General features: G+C 78.9%; 1 pseudogene. It reads left to right on the forward strand.

Annotation, left to right across the window (positions count from 1 at the left end):
- Window positions 1-232: pseudogene (locus tag KVS71_RS19240) on the forward strand (ROK family transcriptional regulator); the annotation flags it as partial.

Consider the following 232-nt stretch of genomic DNA (forward strand, 5'->3'; position numbering starts at 1 on the left):
CCGCGGCCGGCCATGCCCCCTCCCGCTCGGAGCACGCCCCCGCACACGGCGTGGCCGCCTCCACCGTCGGCCTGCGCGAACAGGCGCTTCTCGATGCCGGCGTGCTGGAGGAGGCAGGGGCCGGCACCTCCCGCGGGGGACGTCGGCCACGCGTGCTCCGGATCGCCGGCGACGGCATCGTGCTGTCCGCCGATCTCGGCGGGCCCCACGCCCGCACCGGGCGGCACGTCCT

Origin of the sequence: Microbacterium sp. GbtcB4 (assembly GCF_019091465.1) — a bacterium.
GTDB lineage: Bacteria > Actinomycetota > Actinomycetes > Actinomycetales > Microbacteriaceae > Microbacterium > Microbacterium paraoxydans.